Annotated in this window: 8 protein-coding genes; 1 reads left to right on the forward strand and 7 read right to left on the reverse strand. The window is 53.9% G+C overall.

The window, feature by feature from the left end; all coding sequences use genetic code 11:
- Window positions 1-8: 8 nt before the first annotated feature.
- Window positions 9-1,673, reverse strand: a complete 1,665-nt coding sequence (locus tag PJE062_RS11980) for an aminotransferase class V-fold PLP-dependent enzyme (RefSeq protein ID WP_008549461.1) — start codon at window positions 1,671-1,673, stop codon at window positions 9-11.
- A gap of 599 nt (window positions 1,674-2,272) precedes the next feature.
- Here PJE062_RS11980 and PJE062_RS11985 point away from each other — a divergent pair.
- Complete coding sequence (locus PJE062_RS11985) at window positions 2,273-6,934, forward strand: ExeM/NucH family extracellular endonuclease (RefSeq protein WP_008548857.1); 4,662 nt, start codon at window positions 2,273-2,275, stop codon at window positions 6,932-6,934.
- A gap of 439 nt (window positions 6,935-7,373) precedes the next feature.
- Here the strand turns inward: PJE062_RS11985 and PJE062_RS11990 are convergent, their stop codons facing one another.
- The 6 genes from PJE062_RS11990 to PJE062_RS12015 form a co-directional block, all read right to left on the reverse strand.
- A complete protein-coding gene (locus tag PJE062_RS11990) occupies window positions 7,374-8,690 on the reverse strand; it encodes an HlyD family type I secretion periplasmic adaptor subunit (RefSeq protein ID WP_008549093.1) in 1,317 nt (438 codons plus the stop codon).
- Window positions 8,683-10,476, reverse strand: a complete 1,794-nt coding sequence (locus PJE062_RS11995; RefSeq protein ID WP_008549241.1) for a type I secretion system permease/ATPase — start codon at window positions 10,474-10,476, stop codon at window positions 8,683-8,685. Before PJE062_RS11995 ends, PJE062_RS11990 begins: the two co-directional genes overlap by 8 nt.
- A gap of 269 nt (window positions 10,477-10,745) precedes the next feature.
- A complete protein-coding gene (locus PJE062_RS12000) occupies window positions 10,746-12,338 on the reverse strand; it encodes a M10 family metallopeptidase (protein ID WP_008548930.1) in 1,593 nt (530 codons plus the stop codon).
- A 741-nt stretch (window positions 12,339-13,079) separates the two neighbouring features.
- The gene (locus PJE062_RS12005; protein ID WP_008549195.1) at window positions 13,080-14,240 is read right to left on the reverse strand and encodes a mandelate racemase/muconate lactonizing enzyme family protein; all 1,161 of its coding nucleotides are present in this window, start codon (window positions 14,238-14,240) and stop codon (window positions 13,080-13,082) included.
- A gap of 57 nt (window positions 14,241-14,297) precedes the next feature.
- Complete coding sequence (locus PJE062_RS12010) at window positions 14,298-15,854, reverse strand: BCCT family transporter (protein WP_008549295.1); 1,557 nt, start codon at window positions 15,852-15,854, stop codon at window positions 14,298-14,300.
- A gap of 15 nt (window positions 15,855-15,869) precedes the next feature.
- Window positions 15,870-16,994 (reverse strand): mandelate racemase/muconate lactonizing enzyme family protein, encoded by a 1,125-nt coding sequence (locus tag PJE062_RS12015; RefSeq protein WP_008549394.1) that lies wholly within the window; start codon window positions 16,992-16,994, stop codon window positions 15,870-15,872.
- Window positions 16,995-17,001 lie beyond the last annotated feature (7 nt).

The following is a 17,001-nucleotide window of genomic DNA, read 5'->3' on the forward strand; positions in this document are numbered from 1 at the left end:
CCAGTTTGTTAAGCCACTGCCACGTCTTGTGGGCGGACGAACCAGCGCAGTTCCTCCACTTTTTCAGGCTGAACCACATTGTAGCGTTGCTCAGCACCGTGTGTGCGAAGCAGTTCGGCTTCTGCAGCTTCCATAGTCTCTGCTAGTGAGGGGCGGTCAGATTTTGGCGCCGGGGCAGGCATCGCGGTGAAGTCGAGCGTGTCGAGGGATGCTGCGAGCTCGGCCTTGTGGTTCTGATAACGCCAGACAGCACCATTTGGATCAAATCGGTAGAACGGCAACAGTTTCCAACCGTGTTCAGCAACCAGTTCAATGGCACGGACGAGGTACTCGAAGGTCTCCTCATCAATGAAGTAGTTGAAGTTGAGACGGATCCAACCCGGACGCAGGATCATGTGGCCCTCAACCAACTGCTCCTCCAACGCCTTGCTGTAATGCATATCCATACCCAGCAGAGCATGACCATAAGGGCCTGCACAGGAACAGCCACCGCGCGCCTGAATACCGAACAGGTCGTTGAGCAACGCCACGATAAAGCTGTAGTGCAGGTCTTTGCCTTTGTGGGTGATCTTGAGCGAGGTGATAGACAGGCGCGGCGCCTCAGTGTTGCCGAGGATCTCAATGTTCTCACATTTCGACCAGTGCGCCACAGCTCTGGAAACAAAGCTCTCTTCCCGGCGTTCAATCTCGTCCGTTCCAACCGCTTGCTGAAGTTTGAACACGAGGCCGGCGCGTACAGATTCCACGATGGCAGGCGTTCCGCCTTCCTCCCGGCGCTCAGCATCAGCCACATAGCGGTGATCTTCCGGCGTTACGTACATCACGGTGCCACCACCCGGCATGGCTGGCACACGGTTCTTCAGAATAGCATCACTGACAATGAGTACGCCCGGCGTACCCGGTCCGCCAACAAACTTGTGTGGTGACAGGAAGATAGCGTCTTTGGAGCTGTCTCCCTCTTCCGTCTCTTCGCCCGCCATATCGATGCCAACATACGGGCCTGCAGCCGCATAATCCCAGAAGGACAGGGCGCCGTGTTTGTGGAGCAGGCGCGCAACAGTGTCGACATCAGTTTTCACGCCAGTCACGTTGGAGGCCGCTGAGAAACTGCCGATCTTGAGTGGGCGGTCCGCGTATTTGATCAGCTGCTTCTCAAGATCGTCCAGACAGACCTGTCCGCCCTCACAAAGCGGAATGGAAACCACGTCTGCGATACTCTCGCGCCATGGCAGCTCATTGGAATGATGCTCGTAAGGACCGATGAAAACAACGGGGCGTTCTTCTGCTGGAATTTGCTGCTCAAACTTGTAGCGTGCGCTCAGGTCGGCAGGCAGTTTCAGGTTGAGAATGTCGATCAGCTTATGGATCGCAGAAGTTGCACCGGAACCGCAAAATATCACTGAATGATCGTCGTTCGCGTTCACCGCGGAGCGAATTTGCTGGCGGGCTTGCTCGCGCAGGGCTGTGGTCTGCGCACCGGTATAAGAAGTCTCTGTATGGGTGTTGGCATAGTAGGGCAGCACGTGATCGCGGATGTAGTCCTCAATCATGCTCAGGGAACGTCCTGACGCTGTGTAATCCGCATAAACCAATGGCTTACGACCAAACGCTGTGGTGATGGCCGCGTCCTCACCGATCACCGAGTTTCTGATTTTATCGATCAAATTACACATGCTCGTCCCGCTCTTTTCTGCCGCCTCTTCAGTTTTTGGTTCTGATGAACCCTCTCCAAGTCCATCTCATTTGCTGAAAAGATCACATATAAGAAACTACATGCTATAGATAATAGTCAAGTTAGAAAATGATACTCTAAATGAGATAATATGTAGAATGGGAGTGGATTTACTCAAGCGGTAAAGGAAGGCCGTCAAAAACCCACCAAAAAACGTAATTTTGATAATTAAATTTTAATTGTATCTATGGATTCGCAGTGCGGTTTTGCGATATGTGAGTCGCGCAGAAGCCAAACAGGGCTGAAAAGTATCCCGGGTTATGCACAGCACCGGGTAATCTTTCATCGCGACGACATAGATATGCAACGCGAAGTTGAAAAAAATTTCACAAAAGAAAATATTATTCGAAATAATATGCAAAAAGTGAAAAATTGATCAATAGCGCCTTTACGTCACCCCTGACATCGAGAAAACTAGCGATGCATGCTGCAGAAAATCATTCGGGCATATTGCAAAAATAAACGTTCGCCTTGGCTCCTGGCTCAAACTGGGAGGGGAGTGGCGAATACGGATAAGATGAACTGTAACGGGGTTGATACATGTTCAATTTCTTTCCTCGATTTAACTTCTACTCGATCAACGTAAAATTCGGCACGTGGTGGGATGACGTCATCAACGGCACCGATGGCATTGATTGGGTTTGGGGTTTCAACGGTAACGATACCATCTCCACATATGCAGGAAACGACTGGATCCGCGCAGGTAAGGGCAATGACCTTATTTTCGCTGGTGACGGCAATGACCGCATCAGCGCAGCTGGTGGCGACGATGTCATCCACGGTGGTGCTGGCAATGACAGCATCAATGGTGGTCGTGGTTTCGATACAGCCGTTTATGAAGGCTCAATCGACGATTATTCATTCCAGCAGCGTGGTCGCTGGTGGAACCCGAAGACCAAAGTCATCGCAAACGACGGCTCTGAAAAAGACACCTTGATGAATGTTGAGGCGGTCTACTTCCAGGCTGATGATTACACCTACTATCTGGATGGTCGTAACAACGAGATCCGCGCAGGTGAAGATGCAGTTGCATCCGGCGATGAAGGTCTGGTTATTGACGCAGCAACACTGCTGGAAAACGACAAGGATTATGACGGCGACACCCTGTCTATCACTGGCGTTTCCGCAACCAGCACATCCGGTGCTACTGTTTCTCTCGAGAACGGTCAGGTCTCTTATATCCCAGGCAACGTATTTGACAGCCTGCGTGAAGGTGAGACCGCTGAAGATACCTTCACCTACACAGTTACCGACGGCAACGGCAGCACCAAAGACGTCACCGTGACTGTAACCGTGACCGGTTCCAATCAGGCGCCTGTCCTATCTGTGGCTTCCGAGGTTTCCATTGCAGAAAATACCACTGAAGTGGCAACTGCATCCGCAACCGACGTAGACAACACAGACCTCACTTACTCCGTTTCCGGCACTGATGCAGACCTGTTCGAAATCGATGCTGAAACCGGCCAGCTGAGCTTCAAGACAGCACCTGACTTTGAAGCACCTGCAGATGCAGACGGCGACAACGTTTATCAGGTTGAAGTCACTGTAACCGATGCTGATGGCGGCACCGACACGAAGAGTGTTTCCGTTACTGTTGAAGACGAAAACGAAGTGACCCGCGATGTCATCGCGTTTGACATGGTGGACTCTCAGAGCGAAGGTTTGGTGAGCTTCACCAACACAGCGCCTGACTTCTCCAGCGTTGCTGATGGCTTCGGCAAGTTCACTGCAGACAGCGCACCGTTCTCACTGGTCGACTCTACCAATGGTGGCTTTGAGAATGACGTTCTGGGTATCATCGATGAATCCACCAACTCCGGTGAGTTCTTCGGTGTAACTGACAGCATCAACGGTGATAACGATGGCGAACTGACTGCGTCATGGACCTTCAATATTGCTGGTTATAAAGATCTTGGTCTTTCCCTTGATCTTGGTGCAATGGGCGACTTTGAAGGTACAGATACCTTTGTGATCCGCTATTCCATCGATGGTGGCGAAGAGCAGGTTCTGTACTCCTTCACATCTGACAATGACGGCGCTCAGACCTATACCCTTGCCAGCGGCAAGACTGTTGATCTGGATGACCCGCTCACTGATGCAGACGCAGGCATTGTGCTGACCAACCAGCTGCAGACCCTCGTGTCCGATCTGGAAGGCACTGGTTCTGAGCTGACTATCAGCATTGAAGGCAAGTCTGACGGCGGTTCTGAAGCCTTTGCAATGCAGAACCTGAAGATCCTGGGCAACCCTGCAGTCGTGCGCGAAACCTTCGCGTTTGACATGGTGGACTCTCAGAACGATCGTCTGATCGAGTACACCAGCACTGCACCTGACTTCTCCAGCGCTGCAGATGGCTTCGGCAAGTACACTGCTGGTGATGCGCCGTTCTCCATGGTCGACTCCACCAATGGCAGCTTCGAGAATGACGCAATTGGCGTGATCGATGAAGCGACCAACACGGGCGAGTTCTTCGGCCTGGCTGATACCGTCAACAGTGACAACCCAGATGGTGACCCGCTGGTAGCAACCTGGCGCTTCGACATTTCAGACTACAGCAACATCAGCCTGTCTCTGGATGCCGGTGCTATGGGTGACTTCGAGTCCGATGACGTAGTGACCATCCGCTACTCCATTGACGGCGGTGAAGAGCAGACCCTGTTCTCCTTCACATCTGACAATGATGGCGCACAGACTTACACTCTTGCCAGCGGCAAGACTGTTGATCTGAACGACCCGATGGTTGAAACCACATCCGGTCTGGTTCTCACCAATGAACTGCAGACGCTGATGGCTGATCTGGAAGGTTCTGGCTCTGAACTGACCATCACCGTTGAAGGCTCAGCGAACGGCGGCGACGAAGCATTCGTGTTGCAGAACCTGAAGCTGGAAGGCGATACAACAGGTGGCGGTGGTACCTCCACAACCTACGCAATTGCAGCTGAAGCTGACTCCAAGGCTGAAGGCGACAGCGGCGTAACCTCCTTCGAGTTCACCGTGACCCGTGATGGTGATCTGTCCGAAGCTGGTACTGTTGACTTCGCTGTTGGCGGCGACGTTGATGCGGCTGACTTCGGTGGCACTCTGCCATCCGGCAGCATCGAGTTTGCAGCTGGCGAAACCACCAAGACCATCACAGTCAACATCACTGGTGATGAAACAACAGAACTGAGCGAAGCTCTGACCGTGACCTTGAGCAACCCAACCGGTGGCAAGATCACAACGAAGAGCGCAACCAGCACTGTTGAGAACGACGACACCGCGCCTACTCTCATCTCCACCATTCAGGGTGAAGGTGCAGAATCCGGCATGGTTGGTGAGTTCGTTTACGTCAGCGCGCTTGTTACCCGTCTCACCAGCAATGGCTTCTACCTTCAGGAAGAAACCACTGACAGTGACGGTAACGCAGCAACCTCTGAAGGTATCTTCGTTTACACCGGCGCGGCTCCAACCGTTGCTGTTGGTGATGCAGTGTCCTTCGGCGGTACAGTTGCTGAATTCGGCGGCCAGACCCAGCTGACAAACATTGCTGATCTGAACGTTCTGTCTTCCGGTAACGAACTTCCAGAATACATGCAGGTGCTTCTGTCTCCGACAAACCAGCATAACCTGGAAGCTCTGGAAGGCATGCGCGTCAGCATTGCTTCCGGCACAGACGATGCTCTGACTGTCATCGAAAACTTCAATTTCGACCGCTACGGTCAGATTACAGTTTCCGCTGGCTCCCAGTATCAGGCAACTCACCTGTATGATCCGCAGGACGAGCTGGACCAGATCATCGAACATCAGGAAATGAACCAGAACAACCGCATCCTCATTGATGATGGTTCTTCTGAGCAGAACCCTGACGAGTTCACCTACGTTCCTGTGACCGCTGAAAACGGCGACAACGGTAACGGTTATCTCGACAAGGACGACGACTTCTCCGCTGGCGCAACTCTGCGTCTCGGCACGGAAATCGATGCTCCGATTGAGGGTGTTCTGACAGAAGGCTTCGACGGTCATACTCTTGTTGTTGACGGTCAGCTGTCCATCGACGAGAGCACCAACTCCGGTGCACGTCCTGAGCAGCCTGCTGATGTTGGCGGTGAACTGAAAGTGTCCAGCTTCAACGTGCTGAACTACTTCACCACCCTTGGCCAGCGCGGTGCGAGCACCGAGGCAGACCTTGCACGTCAGACTGACAAGATCGTCAAGGCAATGCTTGATATCGATGCGGATGTCTTTGGTCTTCAGGAACTGGAGAACAACGGCTTTGATGATGCATCTGCAATCAGCGCTCTTGTTGATGCCCTCAATGCAGAACTGACTGCTCAGGGCCGGACGGACGAGCTGTACACCTTCGTGAACCCGACTGATGGGGCTCCGATTGGCTCTGATGCGATCACCACTGGTATGATCTACCGTCCAAGCAAGCTGACTGTCATCGAGACAGAAACCTACACCTATCAGGAAACAAGTGCTGCTACGACTTACGCAATTGCGGACCGTCTGCAGGAGTTTGCTGATCGTTCATACGTAGGTGACTTCCAGCGTAACCGCCCAACCGTTGCAACCACCTTTGAGGATGCAAATGGTGAGCGCTTTACCCTTGCGGTCAACCACTACAAGTCCAAAGGTCCAAGCGGCCTGAGCGATCTGGTGGAAGACATTCAGGGCAAGCTGGATGCAGGTACCATTCCGGCAGCTGATGTTGCTCAGGTGCAGGCAGATCTTGATGCTCTGATCGCTGATCCAAACTACGATCAGGGTGACGGACAGGCGTTCTGGGCTCAGGCACGTGAAGATGCAGCAAAAGAGCTGCATGAGTGGCTGAGAACTGAGTACGCAGGTGCGGGTCTTGATCCGGACATCCTCGTGATCGGTGACTTGAACACCTACGGCAAAGGCGACTCCGTACAGGAACTGATCGAAGGCGGTGACATGACCGATCTTCTCTCTCAGTACCTGGGCGATGAAGCGTACAGCTTCGTGTTTGATGGTCAGCGCGGTTCTCTGGACCACGCTCTGGCATCCGACAGCCTTGCTGAACAGGTGACTGGTCTTGCTGAGTGGCACATCAACGCAGATGAGCCAGATCTACTCAGCTACAACAGCCGCTTCACCGACGCTGGTTTCTACAACGACGACCAGTACGGCGCTTCTGACCACGACCCACTCATCATCGGTCTGGACCTCAGCAGCCCAAGCGAAATGCTGGTTTAAGCAAAAAAGAAGGCCCTCGCAGGTACGCGAGGGCCTCCACAAGAACAGAAAAAGCGGCTCCCAGAGCCGCTTTTTTATTGGCCAAATGAAAATCACTCCCAAAATCAGGGAGATAAAGATCGCGATGTTTGGTGGTAAGCTGGGTGCTCTTTGAGGGCAAAAGCAGCTGTGTTGTGCCAGCCAATGCATCGGACAAGATAGGCTTATCCGACTGAGGCAACAGCCTTGCCCTCAAACCGGAGGTGATGGGATGAGGTTATTCCCCATTTCACTCACGCTTAAAATGAAAAAGACCCGCAGCCGGCTGGTAATCGCGCTATGGGTCACTTTCAGCTTATAAGCAAAGGGAAGGGGGCTTAGCTCCCTTCTCACTCCGGTATTTTAGTCCTCACGACTTCAAAAATCAATGAAGCCGCCCTCCGAGGAAGTAAGGGGTCCCTTACTTCTCCTTGAGCGCGTGGGCGATTTGGTCCTGGAGGGGTTTTACGAAGTAGGAGAGGACGGTGCGTTCGCCGGTTTGGATGAAGCCTTCGACGGGCATGCCGGGGACCAGGGTCTGACCGTTGAGCTTTGGCATCTCGCTCTCAAGGATCTTCAGACGGGCCAGATAGAATGGCTCGCCGGTGACCTCATCACGGGTCAGGTCCGGAGAGACGTTGAGCACGGCTGCGCTGAGCTCCGGTGTGGTGCGCTGGTCGAAGGCGGCAAGGCGCACGTAAGCGTCCTGTCCCACCTGCAGCTGGTCCACGTCGATTGGCTGAACACGGCTTTCGATCACCAGTTCGCTGTCTTCCGGCACCACCAGCATCAGGGTGTCACCCGGTGCAATCACGCCGCCCACGGTGTGAACCGCAAGCTGGTGCACATAGCCGGATTGCGGCGCGCGGATGTCGATGCGCTTGAGGCGATCTTCTGCGGCAACTTCCTGTTCTTCCAGCTCTGCAATCTGAGAGCGGATGGTTTGCAGGTCAGAGAGCACCTTTTCAAGGAACTCCTCGTCCAGCTGCAGGATCTGCACGCGTTTTTCGCTGATGGCTTCCTTGGTCTGGGCGATCTGGGAGATCAGCCCGCCGCGATCACCGATCAGCTCGGCGCGCTCGCGTTTGATGGCGGTGACCTGAGAGGCGTTGATCAGGCGCTTTTCTAAAAGTGAGGAGAAGTCAGAAAGCTGCTGGGTGACCAGATCGATGCTTTCTGCCTTGGCATCGCGCTGCACCTGCAGGCCTTCAATCTGCTGCTCCAACTGAGCGATCTGTTCGCCAAGCTGTTTTTTGCGGCCCTTGATGCCTTGCTGGCGGGCGTCAAACAGAGCCTGTTCGCCATCGAGAGCTGTGGCGGCAATCTCGTCAGTCTTGGCCAGCTCAACAAGAGTTTCCGGGAAGATCACACGTTGTTCGCGGCGCCATTCAGCGGAAAGGCGGGCTTCCTGAGCCTGCATCTGATGCAGGCGCTTGCGGGTGATGGCAAGGTTGGCTTTGACCACGGTCTCATCAAGGCGGAACAGCACGTCACCGGCTTTGACCTCGTCGCCGTCTTTGACGAGGATCTCACCGACAATGCCGCCTTCCTGATGCTGCACCTTCTTGGCCTGACCATCAACCGCGATGGAGCCGGAGGTGATCACCGCGCTGTTGATCTTGGCAACAGAAGCCCAGCCTCCAAGGCCAAGAACCAGAACGCCCACAAGAGCGATGCCCCAGCGCAGGTGTTTTTTACGAGAGGACTGAATGGAGGAAAGTGTTGTTTGCTCAGGCATGTGGCACCACGCTCAATGGTCCTGTTTTTGCAGCAGCTGGCGCTGGCTTAGCGCCGGGGGCCGGAGCACCAGCTGGTGCAGGCACGCCGGTTGGGGCGCTGATTTTTGGCAGGACTTCTTCTTTCGGGCCAAAGGCGGCCTGCTGGCCATCCTTTACAACAAGCAGCAGCTCAACGGCTGAGATCGCGCTTGGGCGGTGCGCCACAACAATCACGATGCTGCCGTTCTGGCGCATCAGTTTGATGGCGCGGGTTAATGCGGCTTCGCCTTCTGCATCCAGATTGGAGTTTGGTTCATCCAGTACGATCAGGAACGGGCTGTCATAAAGCGCGCGGGCCAGACCAATGCGCTGACGCTGACCGGCAGAAAGCAGAGCCCCGCCTTCGCCTACTTGCGTGTCATAGCCATCTGTCAGGCCGGTCACCAGCTCATGCACATTGGCCAGCTGAGCCGCTTCGAGGATTTTCTCGTCATTGCGCTCAGGCGCAAAGCGCGAGATATTTTCAGCAATGGTGCCGTCGAACAGTTCCACGTCCTGCGGCAGGTAGCCGATAGCGGTGCCGAGACGGTCCTCAGACCACTGGCCCAGCTCGGCGCCATCAAGGCGCACGGAGCCGCGATGGATCGGCCAGACGCCCACAAGCGCGCGGACCAGACTGGTCTTGCCGGACCCGGACGGGCCAATGATGCCCATGCCATCTCCGGCCTTGAGTTCAAAGTTCACACCAGCCAGCGTGACGGCGCGGGCCCCTGGAGGGGCCGTTGCGATCTGCTGCACGTTAAGGGTCTTGCTTGGCAGAGGCAGCTCGGTTTCCGGTGCGCTTTCATCCAGACCTTCCAGCGCTTTTTCCAGACGGGCACGGGCCTGACGGGCAGCGATGAATACACGCCACTGACCAACGGCCTGCTCAACGGGAGACAGGGCACGGGAGGTGATGATGGAGGCGGCAATCATGACACCGGGAGAGACTTCTTGAAGGATCGCCAGCCAGGCGCCAACAGCCAGAACGGCGGAGCCGAGCAGGAAGCGGAAGGCTTTGATGGCGGTGGCAAACAGGGAGGCGCGGTCACCGGCCTTGGTCTGGGCATCATAAAACCGGGCGTTGGCTTCATCCCACTTGTTGGTGAGCGTTGCGCTCATGCCAAGGGCGCGCACCACTTCCGCATTGCGGCGGGCGCCGGTGCGGGTGTTGCTGCGCTGAGCATTCTGCGCGGCCAGTTCCTTGGCAGGCGCGCGGCTCATGAACTCGTTGGCAAGCACCAGAGACAAGATGATCACGGCACCGGCCAGGGCCAGAATGCCAAGCCAGAAATGCAGCACGAACACCAGACCCAGATAGATCGGCATCCATGGAATATCGAAGAGCGCGGCTGGACCCTGACCGCCCCAGAACTGGCGCATGGTCTCCAGATCGCGGATCGGGTCGACGTTTTTGCCGGTGTTGCCCATGCGCAGCGGAACGCGCAGGTTGGCGAGGAACGCGGTGCGTGACAGGCGGGCGTCGATCTCCTGCGAGATACGTGACAGGCCGCGGGCACGAATGCCTTCAAGCAGAGCAAAGAACAGGTAGAGGATACCGGCGAAGCTGGCGATGATCACCAGTGTTGGAACACTGTGGCTGGCCAGAACCCGGTCATAGATCTGCAGCATGAACATCGGGCCAGTCAGCATCAAAAGGTTGATGACCAGACTTAAAACCCCAACGCCCGCATACCCGGACCGCGACGCACCAAACGCCTCAGATACCAGCGGGCGCTTTGGCTGCCCATTCTTCGATGTACTCATAGATACTCCCGAAACCACCAGACCCCAAACTCAAGTGAGCAGCACGCCCATCCCAACGACCATCAGGAGAACGTATGCGCTACAAAACTCGTGGTTATGCCCCAATAAAATTTGAGGTGATCATTGTATGTAAATCGCACACCATTTGAAAGGGCAAAGAAACTAAAAATTTTTCATCCATTCAAATAGAAGGAACGACCGCAAACTTATGATTTAATTAAATAATTATGCAACCTGCCATAGCGGCAGGTTGCACATATTTAGGGAGCTTAGACGAATACGAAATCGTCTGCATTGATGACGCTGGAATCAACACCGGAAAGGGTGATGGAACCACCGTCATAGTTGATCACTGTGTCTGCACCAGTGTCCTGAATGGAGAGGTCTGCAAAGCTGTCTGCGCCGCTTTCAAACTTCATGAAATCAAGGCCATTGGAGAAGTCGATGATCGTGTCTGCACCGCAGTTGATGTTGAACACGAAGGTGTCGCTGCCGGAACCGCCGGAGAGGGTGTCGTCACCGAGACCGCCTTCGAGGGTATCGTTACCTGCATTGGCGTAAAGGCCGTTGTCAGCATCGTTACCGATCAGCTCATCATTACCTGAACCAGAATAAGCATTCTCGATCACGGTATCACGCATGATGGTCATGTTGCCGGTCAGACCGTTCACATCAGAGTAAGTCTCTGCGACCAAAGAGATCTTCTGGTCAGCGCGAACGGAGCTGAAGTTGATGCTGTCGTTGCCGCCATTGTCCATGATGGTGAACGTTGCCGGATTCAGATCAGCGATGTCATCGTAGTAACCGCCTGCGGTGGAATTTTCACCGTAAACGGTGGAACCGGTGCGCAGATCGGTTGCTGTGCCGTACAGATCCTGCATGGCAAGAATGTCCGCGATCATCGGAGTCACCACATAGGCGCGGCTTGCGTCCACATTGGTGTTCTCCACCTGATCGAAGTAGGACATGATTGTCGCTTGCCAGGAGTCGTTGGAGTAGTGGTTGTCTACGCCATATGTCGCTGCACCATTGTAGTTGCCAGCGTGACCAAGGCCGAGTGCATGGCCGATTTCGTGCACGTAGGTCTGGAATGCATAACCATCCAGATCAGTGCCGTAACGGGCAACCCAATCGGTGCTGACGTTCACGGTTGACGAAAGGATGGTGCTGCCGCGAGTGGTCGAGTTTGCGTAAGCGCCGCTGTCGTTGTCGTCAAATGTGATCTGAGCGTTGGAGCTAACAGTGCGGAACTCGATGCCGGTGACCATTGTCCAGGCTTCCAGAGCTTTGGTTGCAAGCTCACGACCGGAAGAGTTCAAGCCGTTGAGGTTCACGGTGAGGGACTCGCCTGGGCTCACGTCAAATGCGCGACGACCACGGCCAGTGCTGTTCCAGTATCCATCTGTCAGCTGAGCCGCAATCTGATCGTTGGTGAAGGCGTTCGGATCGGTTGGTGGATCGGTTGGGCCGCCATCTGCATCAACAGAGATTCTGTAGTCGCCGCTGTAACGGTCATTATAGGAAGCTGCGCCGATGTAGTAGGTGCCGGTGGTTGTTGCGGTGAAAGTGATTTCGGAGTTACGTCCGCTGCCACCGTCATCGTCTTTTGCAATTTCGTTGGCGTTGGAATCGTAAAGGTACAGATATGTGTCGGAAACGCCCCCACTTCCGATGCCATCCATAGAAATGGTGTAGGTTACCCCTGCCTGCACCTCGAGTTTGATTGCGTCTTTATCGCCGGAGAAACTCAAAGTTCCTTCAAAGGTATCTCCCGATGAAATGGAGTAAGGTGTTGATGTGCTGTAAGGCGCATCGCCACCTTCAATAACTCTGGCTTCCTCACCATGGTAATCTCTAAACATATTAGCTCCCCTAGAGTAATATCAGTAGTAAACCATTTAAACGTATGAGACGTGCACTCGAAGGCAATATAGATTTTTGTCGGATTCACAGATGAAAGTAATATCAACACAATCAATAGTTGAAACCTTGACGAGTTTCAGGTGTGCAAATAGAATACGTGATATATTATTTCATGCTTAAAACATTTGATTTTTTCCGTAATTTCAATTCAATATCCTAATATAATTAGATAAAAACACTTTGCCGCCTGATAAAAAATTCTAAAAACTGACCAGTTGATCAAATAATTGTAGTATGTTTTTCTTTCGGTCTATTCTAATAAATAGATATTTAATACTTAATTTTATTTAGTGATTCTGCAACTTTAGATTTTCCGGAACTACGTAAAATCGATAGAATTTCACAGGCCCACCGGTGGATCTGAGTGGGGTTGACGGGGTAAGTCGGCACATTAACGGAGCTAATCCGGCAAAATGACCTTAAGGTAACTTGCGTTGCTGAAGCCAGCTAACAAAACACCCCAGTCAATGGGGCTTGACCAGGGTGAGTTGTGGGCAGGGTAATTTGCTACCCAGGGGAAATTTCTTTCCTGAATGGCTCAGAAAGGATTCTCCGCCCCTAAGGGCACTTTGTGAGTACGCGAACCCGAAAAAGTGCAGATGGAGGCGGGGCGGAGAGGGGTTTGCCTGTTTGCTGTGCGAATCTCCGACCCGTCTAGGGGTGCGAGCCGGGGAAATGCATCAGAGGCTCGCCAAGAACTCCTGGTTCAGATCAATGCCGAGACCCGGAGCAGTTGGTTTGGCAAAACCGCCGTCCACCAGTTCGGCTTCCGGAGTGACAAGATACTTACGCAGCTCACCATCGCAGAACTCAGGATGTACGTACTCAAAGTATGGCGCATTGCCGACAGCGAACTGGTAATGGATCGCGGCAGCAGATGTGATGCCGGTCTTCCAGTTATGCGGCATCACCTGCACATTATTGGCGGTTGCCATCTCGGTAATTCGGCGCAGCTCTGTCAGGCCGCCGCAGCGGTTATAGTCTGACTGCAGCAGGTGTACCTTGCCTTTGGTGATCCACTCTTCGGCTTCAAAGCGGGTGGTGCTCATCTCTGCGCCGCAAATGCGGGAGCGGGTGTTTTCAACCAGCTTGGCGTGACCGCTGAGATCGTCGTGCTGCAGCGTCGCCTCTGCGAAGTACAGCTCCAGATCCTCAATGGAGTTGAGCAGACGCGCCACTTCGTACCAGTCGGTAAAGCGGTAGAGGTAGTCCACCATCATATCGGTGTCATGGCCCAAGATGCCACGTAGCTCACGCAGATAGTAGGCGACCTCTTTAGTGCTCCAGTCAGCTTTGATCGGCACGCAGACTTTCACCGCGCGGATGTTGTGTGCCTTCGCTTTCTCAAGCAGCGGCGCGTAGCCCTTGATGGCCACGTCCAGAGACGCATCCACCGGAATGGCTGGATAGAGTGTCAGATATGGATGGACCTTGTCTTTGTTGGTGCCGCCGAGCAGCTGGTAAGCCGGGACGCCGAGCTGTTTGCCCGCAAGGTCGTAAAGGGCCATGTCGATGCCGGAAAGGGCGAACATGCCCAGGCCGCGCATGCCCTGCCACTGCGTGGCGTCATACATGGCATCCCAGATGGCGTTGATTTCGATAGGCAGGCGACCAATCGCTTTTTCAGTGATGTTGGTCAGCCATTTGTGTTCTGTTTCAATGTTGGCGTAGGCGAGGATCGCATCAGGGGATCCGTCAGCTTCGCCGAGGCCGTAGACACCGTTTTCGTCGGTTACTTTGACGACAACCGTGTTCTGGCTCCAGTTGCTGGCCTGGTAATTGACCGGAATGAACTCGATGGATTTGATGGGCGCAACAGCAGGATTGAGTGCCAGTGACATTTTTGTAGCTCCTGTAAGAAAGGCGCCAGTTTTGTAACTGGCGCCCTCGTATGCTTTTTATTTTTTGCGCATTGGAAGTTCGACGCCGTTGGCAATGTCGCTCTTCAGTTCCTTGATGAAGGAAAGAGCCACGATGCCAAGGATGACGACCATCAACAATCCACCAACCACAGTAGAGATCTGGATGGTACCAAGGTCACCACCAATCAGGTTGATCACGATTGGGATAATGCCGAGGAACAGTGCCCACACAAGGCGGTTCCAAAGGGCTGGATCTGCACCATCTGGCAGTTCTTTGGTGGTCATCGCTGCAAGAGAGAAGGATGCCGCATCAAAGGTGGTTGCCATGAAGACGACTGCGGAAACGCAGAGGCCGATGATAAACAGGGTGCCCAATGGCAGGTTCGCAAACATGTCGATGATTACGGTGAAGGAAGTCTGGCCGGAAGCCAGTGCTGCTGGTGCATCAAAGATGCCTGCGTCCAGAAGACCAATGCCGTAGTTGCCGAAGATTGCGAAGAACACTGCGGTGCCGAGGGAACCGAACAGCAGGGTGCCCAGAACCATTTCGCGGATAGTACGGCCACGGGAGATCTTCGCGAAGAAGAGACCCTGGAACGGACCGTAGGAAACCCACCATGCCCAGTAGAAGATTGTCCAGTCAGAAACAAAGGTGGAGTTCTCTGCGTATGGCTCCATGTAGGTGCTCAGACGAACAAAGTTAGTGACCAATGAACCAACTGAAGTGGTGAAGGACTTGATGGTGGTCAGGAAGTAGCCGCCGAAGAACAGCACGAACACCAGAAGGCCAATCGCCAGGAAGATGTTGAAGTTGGAGAGCTTCGCCATGCCTTTTTTCAGGCCCAGTGCGGAGCTGATGGTGAACAGGCCAACAACGATTGCCAGTGCAGCAAGGTTCATTGCGGTGCCGTGTTCCAGACCCAGTACTTTGGAGATGCCGGCAGCAACAACAGGTGTACCCAGACCAAGGCTGGTCGCACTTGCAGTCACCAGACCGATCATGATGAAGATGTCGACCACGTTGCCCAGTGGGCCTTTAGCGCGTGTACCCAGAACACCCTTACAGGATTCTGAAACCTTCAGAACAGGGTCTTTGCGAACGTAGTAGTAGTAACCGATGGTGATAGAGCAGACGGAGTACAGCGCCCAGGCACTTGGACCCCAGTGGAACATGCCGGTTGTGATGGCCCATTCCTTTGCCAGCTCGGTGCCTGGCTCAAGGCCAAGCGGCGGTGTGGACATGTAATAGATCCACTCACTGGCACCACCCCAGAGGATGCCGGCGCCAATGCCTGCACTGAAGATCATGGCGACCCATGATATCGTGCTGTATTCCGGCTTTTCATCCGCCTCACCAAGGACGATGTTGCCGTATTTGCTGAATGAGACGGCCAGACAGAAGATCAGCGACAGGATCGCTGCCCACATGTAGAACGCGCCAAATTCATTGGTCAGATAGCTCTTCAGGGAAGAGATGAACGCTTTACCCGAACCCGGTGCAGCAATATCTGCTGCCAGAATGCCCATTGTCGGCAGAAGAACCGCAATGCCGCCGACGAAGAAGTTCGTCTTATCCAGTTGTAGTTTAGCCATGGATGCCCCCATTTATTATTCGAAGACGTAAGAAGCAAAGCTTGCTTCTTTCACTGCGTCCCAATCCATTTCCACGCCGAGCCCGTTGCCCGCCGGCGCGTGCACATATCCCTCTTTGTCTGTGCGGATTTGGGTCTTGCTCGCCAGTTCAAACGCCTCGTAAGGGTAGAACTGCTCGAAGAAGTTGCAGTTGTCGTGAGCCAGAGCGACGTGCAGGTTGGCAGCCTGCGTAAGGGTGTACCCCATGCTCTGGATTTCCAGATTCTTGCTGTGGCCGGCCGCGATCGCGAAGCATTTGTTCAGTTGAGTAATGCCGCCGCAAACAGTTGCGTCCTGACGCACGTCTGACCACATCCCAGTGCTCAGTGCATGCGTAACTTCCTGCAGTGTCAGCAGGCAGTTGCCATGGCTGGAAATTTCAAGATCCGTATTGGCGACAAGGCGCTGATAGGTCTTGAAGTCGTAATCGGAAACTGGCGCTTCTAGCCATTCCCAGTTATGGCGTTCCATCCACTTGGCCATTTTCATGGCTTGCTCAGGTGTATAGAAGCCCGCGGTATCCAGCATGAAACGGATGCCGGATGTGCCGTATTTGGCCTCAACAGCTTCCACCAGTGCCACGTCTTTGTCGTAAACGCAGTAGCAGTGCAGTTTGATTGCTGTGAAGCCGTGTTCAATGCAGTCGTCAATGTAAGGGAAGTATTCCTCTACAGTGTCGAACATTGGTGTGGAGGCGTAGGACTTGATTTTAGTCCGTGCGCCGCCAAGCAGCATGTAAAGCGGCATTCCGGCTTTCTTGCCTTTAATGTCCCATGCTGCAATGTCGATTGGAGATTTCGCTGGCAGTCCACCCCAGGTGCAGCGCGCTCCAAGCCAGTTGTTGAGCTCCTGAGTCATCAGCGGATTTTTGCCGATGAGACCCGGAACGATTGTCCGCAGAGATTCAATGATGCACCGATCAAAGAAGTTCTCTGTGTAGCTCATAGTTGCGCCCAGACCCTCGGTTCCATCCTCGGTGAACAGGCGTACAATGTTGTTGGTGTACAGCAGAGGTTCCTGATTATCCGCCCAGGGAATAGGGGGCGCATTCTCATCAGCCAAAGCATAAAGCTCGACACGGCTAATTCTGCAGTCTTCCATTTTTAAC

Origin of the sequence: Pseudovibrio sp. JE062, assembly GCF_000156235.1 — a bacterium.
Taxonomy (GTDB): Bacteria; Pseudomonadota; Alphaproteobacteria; order Rhizobiales; family Stappiaceae; genus Pseudovibrio.

What these genes read in the sequence shown, in the direction of transcription:
- PJE062_RS11980 (WP_008549461.1), bottom strand. Translation starts at nt 1,673, where the DNA reads ATGTGTAATTTGATCGATAAAATCAGAAACTCGGTGATCGGTGAGGAC.
- PJE062_RS12015 (WP_008549394.1), bottom strand. Translation starts at nt 16,994, where the DNA reads ATGGAAGACTGCAGAATTAGCCGTGTCGAGCTTTATGCTTTGGCTGAT.
- PJE062_RS11990 (WP_008549093.1), bottom strand. Translation starts at nt 8,690, where the DNA reads ATGCCTGAGCAAACAACACTTTCCTCCATTCAGTCCTCTCGTAAAAAA.
- PJE062_RS12000 (WP_008548930.1), bottom strand. Translation starts at nt 12,338, where the DNA reads ATGTTTAGAGATTACCATGGTGAGGAAGCCAGAGTTATTGAAGGTGGC.
- PJE062_RS12010 (WP_008549295.1), bottom strand. Translation starts at nt 15,854, where the DNA reads ATGGCTAAACTACAACTGGATAAGACGAACTTCTTCGTCGGCGGCATT.
- PJE062_RS11995 (WP_008549241.1), bottom strand. Translation starts at nt 10,476, where the DNA reads ATGAGTACATCGAAGAATGGGCAGCCAAAGCGCCCGCTGGTATCTGAG.
- PJE062_RS11985 (WP_008548857.1), top strand. Translation starts at nt 2,273, where the DNA reads ATGTTCAATTTCTTTCCTCGATTTAACTTCTACTCGATCAACGTAAAA.
- PJE062_RS12005 (WP_008549195.1), bottom strand. Translation starts at nt 14,240, where the DNA reads ATGTCACTGGCACTCAATCCTGCTGTTGCGCCCATCAAATCCATCGAG.